This is a genomic window from Hydrocoleum sp. CS-953, assembly GCF_002260545.1.
Classification (GTDB): Bacteria; Cyanobacteriota; Cyanobacteriia; order Cyanobacteriales; family Microcoleaceae; genus Trichodesmium.
The window spans coordinates 1-10,124 of record NZ_LGSU01001333.1 but is presented as its reverse complement, the minus strand read 5'-3'; the positions used below and the strand labels follow the sequence as shown (position 1 = coordinate 10,124).

General features: G+C 35.1%; 5 protein-coding genes and 2 pseudogenes. 4 read left to right on the top strand and 3 right to left on the bottom strand.

Going from position 1 to position 10,124, the window contains the following annotated elements; all coding sequences use genetic code 11:
- Positions 1-772: 772 nt before the first annotated feature.
- A complete protein-coding gene (locus AFK68_RS24805; protein ID WP_094675943.1) occupies positions 773-2,797 on the top strand; it encodes an ABC transporter ATP-binding protein in 2,025 nt (674 codons plus the stop codon).
- A gap of 1,151 nt (positions 2,798-3,948) precedes the next feature.
- Here AFK68_RS24805 and AFK68_RS24800 read toward each other — a convergent pair.
- Both AFK68_RS24800 and AFK68_RS24795 read right to left on the bottom strand, forming a co-directional pair.
- Positions 3,949-4,737 (bottom strand): SDR family oxidoreductase, encoded by a 789-nt coding sequence (locus AFK68_RS24800; RefSeq protein ID WP_094675941.1) that lies wholly within the window; start codon positions 4,735-4,737, stop codon positions 3,949-3,951.
- Positions 4,738-4,813: 76 nt separating this feature from the next.
- On the bottom strand, positions 4,814-5,656 hold the full coding sequence (locus AFK68_RS24795) for a nuclear transport factor 2 family protein (RefSeq protein WP_246844445.1): 843 nt from the start codon (positions 5,654-5,656) through the stop codon (positions 4,814-4,816).
- Between the two features lie 346 nt (positions 5,657-6,002).
- On the opposite strand from AFK68_RS24795, the pseudogene AFK68_RS24790 reads away from it, so the two are divergent.
- Together AFK68_RS24790 and AFK68_RS24785 are read left to right on the top strand one after the other, a co-directional pair.
- Positions 6,003-6,393, top strand: a pseudogene (locus tag AFK68_RS24790) (glycosyltransferase); the annotation flags it as partial.
- A gap of 1 nt (position 6,394) precedes the next feature.
- Positions 6,395-7,279, top strand: an 885-nt coding sequence (locus AFK68_RS24785) for a glycosyltransferase (RefSeq protein WP_143438220.1), incomplete at its 5' end; no start/stop codon positions are given.
- A gap of 833 nt (positions 7,280-8,112) precedes the next feature.
- On the opposite strand, the gene AFK68_RS24780 is transcribed toward AFK68_RS24785, so the two are convergent.
- Positions 8,113-8,766 (bottom strand): sulfotransferase domain-containing protein (locus tag AFK68_RS24780; RefSeq protein ID WP_210407605.1); only part of this gene is annotated, 654 nt, incomplete at its 3' end.
- A gap of 150 nt (positions 8,767-8,916) precedes the next feature.
- On the opposite strand from AFK68_RS24780, the pseudogene AFK68_RS24775 reads away from it, so the two are divergent.
- Positions 8,917-10,124 (top strand): annotated as a pseudogene (locus AFK68_RS24775) (mechanosensitive ion channel domain-containing protein); the annotation flags it as partial.

Below are 10,124 nucleotides of genomic sequence, written 5' to 3'. Positions count from 1 at the left end.
GGTTTATTCTGATAACTGCCTGTAATTCCCAAATCGTTTAAATCAAAAGTTGGTAATTTATGACTCCCAGGATAATAATGTAGCGGACCAAAATTGGTCCGAAAATTTTAGAGTTTTGCTTTAATAGCTAAGATAAACTGGTAAAATATTTAACAAGTGCTAATTCTAGATACTGAAAATCAATAAATTTAATAACCCAAGAGTGAACATATGGTAATTGAGGGCCATCATAAAACGACACAAGACAATTTTTGATTATCAGCTTCAATTTTCTACTTTGTTCCCTATTCCCTATATTTAGGGTTTGCTGATTAAATCTAAAAGCATTGACAGATAAAGGTAAGTACCTTTTTAAGTCTTGAAAAAGTACCTGGTTTTGAGCTGCTTCATGCACGGTTCCCGAAAAATCAAAAAGTTAGGATTTTGGGTTGACTATAGCAGAAAAATCAACGGATAATTTTTCCGACTGCCTCCTCTAAATTCCTCCTGACTCCTGACTCTGTACGGACGTTGCACAGGCAAAAATGCGTTTTCCGTTCCGGAATGCTCCGCTTTCCATGTCGCGCAGCGATACGTCCCTACCTCCTGACTCCTACCACTTATACTTTTTCAGCCAACCCTATCTAGCAATCCTAAATTGGTTTTCAAAAAACAACAAATAAATAACTCCGAAACTTCTACCTATTCCCTATTCCCTCTCTCCACTAGGAAATTTATTTTGCACAACTACTTATAATTAATTGAATTGTTGGTATTTAATTTTTAAATCATAATGACTGATACTGTATTAGATGTTCGTAACCTCAAAGTTCAATTTACAACTGAAGAAAAACTGGTAAAAGCTGTTGATGGTATATCCTTTACTGTAAAGAAAGGACAAACTCTAGGAATTGTTGGAGAGTCAGGTTCTGGAAAATCTGTCACATCTCTAGCAACTATGGGTTTATTACTAGCAAAATCTTGCCAAATTAGTGGTGAAATTTGGTTTAATAATTCCGAAGAAAATGAACAAACCTCTGAACCAATAAATTTATTACAATTACTGGAACAAGAAAAACAACAATACCGGGGTGGGAAAATTTCCATGATTTTCCAAGAACCCATGAGTTCTCTTAACCCAGTTTACACCATAGGATTTCAGTTAACAGAAGCTATTAGATTTCATCAAAATGTTTCAGCAGCAGAAGCACGACGTCAAGCAGCATCCCTACTTCAAGAAGTAAAGCTTCTCCCCAGTGATGAAATATTGCGACAAAAATCTCTAGAGGAAATAACAGACGATAGTCAAAATTTAGTTCAGGGAAAATCTCAACGGGAATTAGCAACAAGAGTAAATGGTTCAGGTAAGTCTGCTGTTAGTCAAGTAGAAGGGGTAAGCGAGCGGCAAATTATGCTGCAAGTTAACCAAAAAAAGCTAGCAATTTTAGATCGTTATCCCCACGAACTTTCTGGCGGCCAAATTCAACGGGTGATGATAGCAATGGCGATTTCTTGTAACCCTACTTTATTAATTGCAGATGAACCGACAACTGCTTTAGATGTTACGGTGCAGGCAAAAATTTTAGACTTGCTGCGGGAATTGGGAGAAACCAGAGGAATGTCTATTATATTTATCTCCCACGACTTGGGGGTAATTTCCGAAGTAGCTAATACTGTAGCAGTAATGTATCAAGGAAAAATAGTTGAATATGGTGAAATTGAGCAAATATTTTCTCAACCACAGCATCCTTACACAAAAGGTTTATTAGCTTGTCGTCCTCCCTTACATGGAAAAGTTTTGCGTCTACCTACTGTTTCTGATTTCATGGAAGAGGTAACAAACTCCACTGGAGAAATAGAAATTAGGGAAAAAACCACAGCAGTAACACAACCACAAAATATAGATTTTGCAAAAGAAACAGCACCTCAAACAACTGAAAATCCCATCTTGCAAGTTAATCATTTACGAGTCGGGTTCCCAGTCAAAGGAATGTTCGGTCAAACTCAACGTCTCTTGATGGCAGTTAATGATGTTTCTTTTGCTGTTTCTCCCGGTGAAACTCTGGGTTTAGTGGGAGAGTCTGGTTGTGGTAAAAGTACCTTAGCAAGAGCAATACTCCAATTAATTCCAGTGACAAGTGGAGAGGTATTTTTTGAGGGTCAAGAAATTACAAACCACCATGCAGGTAAGTCGGGAATTAAGCAATTTTTGGAGTCCCTGAAAAATTCTCAACCAAAAAATGGCAAAAATCGTAATCAAGAAAAATATGAGCAAATGTTGCGGAGGTTGCGACGAGATATGCAAATTATTTTTCAAGACCCCTTTGGTTCCCTTGACCCCCGTTTAACTGTTGGTGCAGCAGTTATGGAACCAATGTTAATTCATGGTGTAGGTAATAGTTATAAAATTAGACGCGATCGCGCAGCACATTTATTAGAAAGAGTGGGATTAACTGCTGACTCGTTAAGTCGTTATCCTTATGCTTTTTCTGGAGGTCAACGTCAACGAATTTGTATTGCTCGTGCTTTAGCATTGAATCCTAAGTTAATTATTTGTGATGAGTCAGTTTCTGCTTTAGATGTCTCGGTGCAAGCGCAAGTGTTGAATTTATTAAAAGAATTGCAAGATGAATTTGGGTTGACGTACATTTTTATTTCTCACGATCTGAGTGTCGTGAAATTTATGAGCGATCGAATCATGGTAATGAATCAAGGGAAAATTGAAGAAATTGGTCTTGCGGAACAAGTTTATGAGCAACCACAACGGGAATATACGCGCCAACTTATTGCTTCTATTCCTACAGGAAATTTAGAGTAGTAGCGTGTCTAGTTTTAAAATCTAGGTTGAAAAACCTAACCCCCCAACCCCCTTCCCTGGTAGGGAAGGGAGAGTATCTCTCCCCTCTCCTTGCAGGAGAGGGGTTGGGGGAGAGGTCTTCCGGGGTTCAAACTTACCCTACACACTTTGTAAACTTCGGAAATAAATCAATTTAATTTTCCAGTTGCTGTTTTGGAGAGCTTTGTTGCGTGAAAGTAGGGATAGAGCATCCATTACGCAGCTACATCGCTCTCTTTCGCAATTATTGATGTTCTATTCATCTATTGTCCAATAGTTAGGGCTGAGAAATTAAACCTCAAAGCCTTTACAGGCAAAATTTTCAGCCTTTTCATGTTTAATTTTGATGTTCTATTCATCTATTGTCCAATAGTTATAAGTGAGGCAGCTATATACTTTCATGCAACACAGCCGTTTTGGAGCAAAAAAACCCCCACCAATAACGGCGGAGGTTATCCATCAGGGTGCATCTACCTTTTCTCTTTCCCATCTTTGTATCTTTACTCCGGAAATAAGTAGGTGAACATAAATCAACCTCATCAGAGTAGGGCGGGTTTAGTAGACTACATTGCTTTGAAGTAAAGCCTTTCGCTCAAACCCGCCCCGACAATTTTTTCAACATTTAATTACAGCGACCTACTTAATCTAAATTTTCTAGTTACTATTTTGAAGCAAAAAAAACCTCCACCAATAACGGCGGAGGTTATCCATCAGGGTGCATCTACCTTTTCTCTTTCCCATACTCTTCCATTAACTCCGGNTTAACTCCGGAAATAATCAATTTCATTTTCCACTTCTATTTCAGAGCAAAAAAACCTCCACCAGTAACGGCGGAGGTTATCCATCAGGGTGCATCTACCTTTTCTCTTTCCCATCTTTGTCTGTTAACTCCGGAAATAATCAATTTAATTTTCTACTTGCTGTTTTGTCGCAAAAAAAACCTCCACCAATAACGGCGGAGGTTATCCATCAGGGTGCATCTACCTTTTCTCTTTCCCATCTTTGTCTGTTTACTCCGGAAATAATCAATTTAATTTTCCACTTTCTTTTTTAGAGCAAAAAAANGCATCTACCTTTTCTCTTTCCCATCTTTGTCTGTTTACTCCGGAAATAAAACCATAAATTTAATTTTCCTATTCTGTTTTGCTCGTATTATGTCGATGAACCATTGTTGCATTAGCCTGATCTGTGGGGACTACCAATAGTTCACTAATATTGACATGGGGCGATCGCGTCACAGAGAAAAATACTAAGTCTGCTATATCATCTCCTGTTAAAGGTGTCAAGTCTTTGTAAACATTCTTAGCCTTTTCTGTGTCCCCATGAAACCGAACTTCACTAAATTCTGTTTCTACTAAACCTGGTTGAATTTCAGTTACTCGGACCGGAGTTCCTAATAAATCCTGTTTTAAACCCTCAGAAATTGCCCTAACAGCAGCTTTAGAAGCACAATAAACATTACCTCCAGGATACGCCCCACGACCAGCAATAGAACCAATATTAACTACATGGCCTCGACCTCGATTAACCATTCCTGGAACTACATAACGAGTCATATATAGTAATCCTTTAACATTAGTATCTATCATTTCTTCCCAATCGTTGAAGTCGCCGAGATAGAGTTTATCTAAACCACGACTTAAACCAGCATTATTAATTAAAATATCAATATCTTTCCAAGGTTCTGGTAAAGAATTTATTGCTGATTCAACTGCTAGGCGATCGCGTACATCTAACTGTAATAAATAAACTTTAGTCTGAAATTTTTTAGTTAATTCTTCAGCAAGTTTTTCTAATTTTTCTTGGCGACGAGCAATTAAAATTAACTTGGCTCCTGCTTGAGCAAATATCTTTCCACAAGATTCTCCAATACCACTACTTGCACCTGTAGTTAAAACTATTTTATCTTCAACAGAAATCATTTTTACTAGAATAAAATTTTGCTATTTTTTATTATTTTTTGTAGTTTATAGCTGTTAGCTGACTGCTGAATGCTAACTATTCCGAAATAACTCGTAAACGATAGGTACTAATAGTAATACCTCCTTTTCGCATTAAAATTGCTGACAACCATTGATCGTCAGAATTTTCTGTAGCCTCACCAATTTTAAAAATTCCTCCAGAAGACAATACATCTAATTTAAAATTAGCCGGTTCAAAATTATAAGAATCTTCATTAATGGGTTCTGCTAAAGCAGTTCCTAAAATAATTTGTTCGCCCAAAGGCTCTTCAACAATCACATCAAAATTATACTTTTCACCTACTTCTACCTCTGAGGGCAAATTAATATTAACAATAGGTGGTTTTTTTCCTGAAGTTAGTTGATTCTGCTCGGCTAAAATTTCTTGTTCAACAATCTTTTTATCTTCATAACGCTGTTTAGAAGTAATAGTAGATTTTAAAGTTATATCTCTATCTTTCATTTCTTGGACACCAGTAATATAGGTGATAGTTTCTGCCACAATAGCATCACCATCGGTTTCCCAAGAGGTAACTTTTGTCCGATATTTAACTGAATTATAGAGTTGCCAAAAATTAGCTAAAGCTGCTTCTAAACTTTCCCGATCTAAACCATCAGAATTAGTAAAATCATTACTATAAAAATCCATAACATCTTCTAAGTCTTGACGACTAGCAGCTCGATCAATTTTTTTCAATAGATCGGTCAGTTCTTCAGGTGTTTGATACCTACCTTGAGCCAAAGTCAAATTAGGAGATAAAACTACTCCTGAAAAAACAGTTAAACCCAGTAATAATGAACTAGATAATGTTGTTGATAATTGCTTAAATTTCATCAAAAATTTACTTTGCGGACGAAATGGGATTTGAGAAATAATCATTTTTAACTTATCAAAGTTGTTAGTTGAAAATTTACTGGTTGTGAGAACCAGGTTCATTAATGGATAATGGATAATTGATAATTGATAATTGATATGTTAAGAAAGATGTTTATAAAGTGAAAAAGGGAGAGCTTTTTTCCTTTGTCCTATTTTTGCAAAACTCAAATAAATTACAATACAGAAATTATCAATTTATCTCCCTTTTAATTTTTGACTTTTGTACGGGCGTTTTGCTGCCGCAAAGCTCCGCTAACGGCTGTCGCCGACATTAAAAGGCGAAGCCCATGCCGTAAGGCTATATGGCCAGCAAGCCCCTACTGACTTTTAATTTAAGGAGACAGAAATCTTGACCAATAAACCAGTTAAATTGTTAATCGCAGCAAGTGGCACGGGTGGACATTTATTTCCAGCGATCGCCACTGCTAACCAATTAAAGGATTATGACATCGAATGGCTAGGAGTTCCTAACCGTCTAGAAACTAAGTTAGTACCATCCCAGTATCCTCTCCATACTATATCAGTTGAAGGCTTTCAGCAGAAATTGGGCCTGGGAACCTTCAAGATTTTAAGTGGACTTATTGGCTCTATCCTACAGGTAAGACAGATACTTAAGCGGGGCCAATTTCACGGGTTGTTTACTACTGGTGGTTATATTGCAGCTCCAGGGATTATTGCAGCTCGTTCCCTGGGTTTACCAGTTATTCTCCACGAGTCTAATGTTTTACCAGGAAAGGTAANGGCTTTCAGCAGAAATTGGGCCTGGGAACCTTCAAGATTTTAAGTGGACTTATTGGCTCTATCCTACAGGTAAGACAGATACTTAAGCGGGGCCAATTTCACGGGTTGTTTACTACTGGTGGTTATATTGCAGCTCCAGGGATTATTGCAGCTCGTTCCCTGGGTTTACCAGTTATTCTCCACGAGTCTAATGTTTTACCAGGAAAGGTAACACGCTGGTTTAGTCGTTTATGTAATGTTGTGGCAGTAGGATTTGAAGAAGGGGCAAAATATCTACCTTCTGGGAAGACTGTATATGTGGGTACTCCTGTAAGAGAAGAATTTTTGTATCCCCAACTATTAGATTTGCCTATTCCTGAAAATGTTCCTGTAATTGCAGTTGTTGGAGGTTCTCAAGGAGCAGTAGCAGTTAACCAATTAGTGAGAAAATGTATTCCAGCATGGATAGAAACTGGAGCTTGGATTATTCATCAAACAGGGGAAAATGATCCAGATGCTTTTAGTGTAGAGCATCCCCAGTATTTTCCCATGACATTTTATAATAATATGGCTGGGTTATTTCAGCGGGCTAATTTGGTAATTAGTCGTGCTGGTGCGGGTAGTTTAACAGAATTAGCAGTTACTCATAAACCATCAATTTTAATTCCTTATCCTTATGCTGCGGATAATCATCAAGCTTATAATGCTGAGGTTTTTTCTAGTCAGAATGCTGCCTTAGTTTTTACTCAGTCAGAATTGACTGAAGAAAAACTACAGACTGAAGTTTTAGAGTTATTAAAATCATCAGAAAAATTAGAAAAAATGGCTGTAGGAGCAGAAAAATTAGCAGTAAAAGATAGTGGTAAAAAATTAGCAAGTTTAGTTCATAAATTTTTGAGTCATTAAATTATTCATAAGCATTCAGCTATTAGCATTTCCGTTCCGGAATGCTGCGCAAACAGCTCTCATCTTTTTATACTAACTTTTATGTGAGGTTGGACAGAATTATGAAATTCATTCATTCATTAATTTATCTATATTTAGATATAGGGAATAGGGAGGAAAAAATCAAGACAACTATTTGTCACATTTAAATATAGGAATATATGTACCTTTCCATCTCTCTATCTACCAGATTTCAATCCCTTGAAGTATTACTTTTTTTTAGATTATACTCACTATTTAATCTCTTAATACCTATTTTACACAAAGTCTCTAAAGAGAACAAATGCTAAGTTATGAGCTTTTATTGATACATTTAATTATCGCTCAATCTCTCAATACTAATTCCCCCAATTGAGACAGCAATCTAATAACTAATAGCTTATTCTGAATGCTTACAATTATTATTAATAAACGAAAATATCATCAAGATATTGGTTATCATAAGTTATATGAATAAGAGTTAACTCTAACTTTAAAAATAAATTGTGTTTGAAAGTTTTTGATTATCTATCAAGCCAACCTGTCTTTGTTTCTTCATAATTTAGTTTAATCAAAACATCATCAAATAGGGCAACAAACCTTTCTTCGTGGATTGCTTGAAAATGTTCTTTCCACTGCTGATTTTTACCTGACCTTATATGCTTATTGTTTGACACCTGCCCAGAAAATAAACTTTTCCTATAGGCTATTTTTAATAGACGAGGAATAACTCTTTCCTTGAACCCTAGAAAATGAAAAATTTCCCTGAATAAATTCAGATCAATATCTTGAATTAAATCCTCATACTTTTCGGNAAATAAACTTTTCCTATAGGCTATTTTTAATAGACGAGGAATAACTCTTTCCTTGAACCCTAGAAAATGAAAAATTTCCCTGAATAAATTCAGATCAATATCTTGAATTAAATCCTCATACTTTATTTCTATAAAGTCAGAATTATCATAGTTCCAAGATTTCATATCTTGAATTACATTCCTAGATGAATTCTCCATTTCAAATATTAACTTATCGTCAAAAGACGAATAAGAATTTAGTTTTTCCTGATAAGTTAATCCGCCAAACTCCTCTCTCTTAAGATGTAACCATTTTTCTGATGATTTCGTATGATAAAAACAACCAGAAACAACAATATCTCTTGGGTCTCTGATAATATGCAACCCTTTGTAATTAGAAAGATTATCAAAATCAAAAAAGGAATGATCTTGAAGGAAAATATCAAAATTGCCAGATGGACATATAAAAGACTTGTTGCCTCTATTTGCATAACATTTTAAGTCATAATAGGAAGCAATAGAATTGAAAATATTTGCCATCCAAACAGTTCCAGTTTTGTGGTGAGTTCCAATTAAAACGCTATTATCTATAACTTTGCCAAAGGCTAAAACTTTATTAATAATTCCTCGGGATTTAAGAAGAAAAGATCGACTTTGTTTGAGTAATAATTTCATTGTTATCAACAATATTAAACTTTATGATAGGATAAAAAAATATAGCAGTAAACAAAAGATAGTGCTAAAAAATTAGCAAATTTAGTACATCAGTTTTTCCAAATCAATAGTTGATAATTAAACATTCATTAGAAGTTTTTGAGGGTGGTTATGTGGCATGAATATTTGTGGTTAAAGTTGAGAAAAGTAGTAAGAGGCAAACTTGGTAGTCGCCCTCTCGCACAAAATAATGCCTTGATTCTTTCCACAAGGCAAAAAACAGCTACAAGACAAATTGTCAAAATATTAATCATTGCTTGTTTAATACCTTTACTATTTTTGATAGTACCAGCCTGGGGACAAGCTACTGATAATTCTTTAGAAACAGCTCCAGTAGAACTTAATGGTAAAGAATTATTTAAGGTAGCAGGTAATGAAGAGGAAAATTTGACCCCTACTAAACGAGCAGAAATTATCAGTTCAAAATTAGAAAATATCTTAGATTCAGGTAAATCTATAAAGGTAAATATAGATAACCAAAACCAGCAAACAATTCTGCTTATTAATAATGACAATCTACTAACAATAACAGCGGCAGATGTTAAGGCAGGAATCAACACAGAGGAACAAGCAGCAATCTGGAAATATAACATTGAAGACGGTTTTGAATCAGCAAAAAAAGATATTCAGTCTCCTAACCTATTCAAAGTATTATTAATCAGTATTTTTTTAATTTTAGCAGCCGTAGTCCTAGAGTTTTTTTTAAGATGGCTTCAGTTAAAAATAAACATAATTTGTGAGGAAAAATATCCTCAGATTGTCAACTATTTACCAAGATTTTTGCCATTCATGGCAATTTTTATCAGAGTAATAGTAGGGATAGTAGTCATCCTTTATCTCACCTCTATAATACCATTTACTAGAGACTATCATAATAAACTATTAGAGATTTTAGGTGAGTTAAGTAACAGTTTTACTTCTGATATTTTGAATTTAGGTGAGGAAGGTTTTTCCATTATTGAAGTGGTTACTTTAATTGGATTAACTATTGGAATGTGGAAAGGAGTTGGGTACTTTATTGATAATATCTTTAGAACAAAAATTATTAGTTTAACAGGAGCAGAACGAAGTGTTCAAGATACAATCAGTTTCTTAACTAAATATGGATTAATTTTTTTAGGTATACTAATTATTCTACAAATTTGGAATATTGATATTAGTTCTTTAGCTATTATTGCTAGTGTTCTTGGTGTAGGTATCGGTTTTGGTCTACAGATTATTGCTAACAATTTTATAAGTGATATTATTCTAGTTTTTGATCGACTAATTCAAGTAGCGTCTTTAATTCATGTAGAAATTTTAGTAGTACTTGTTGTTAA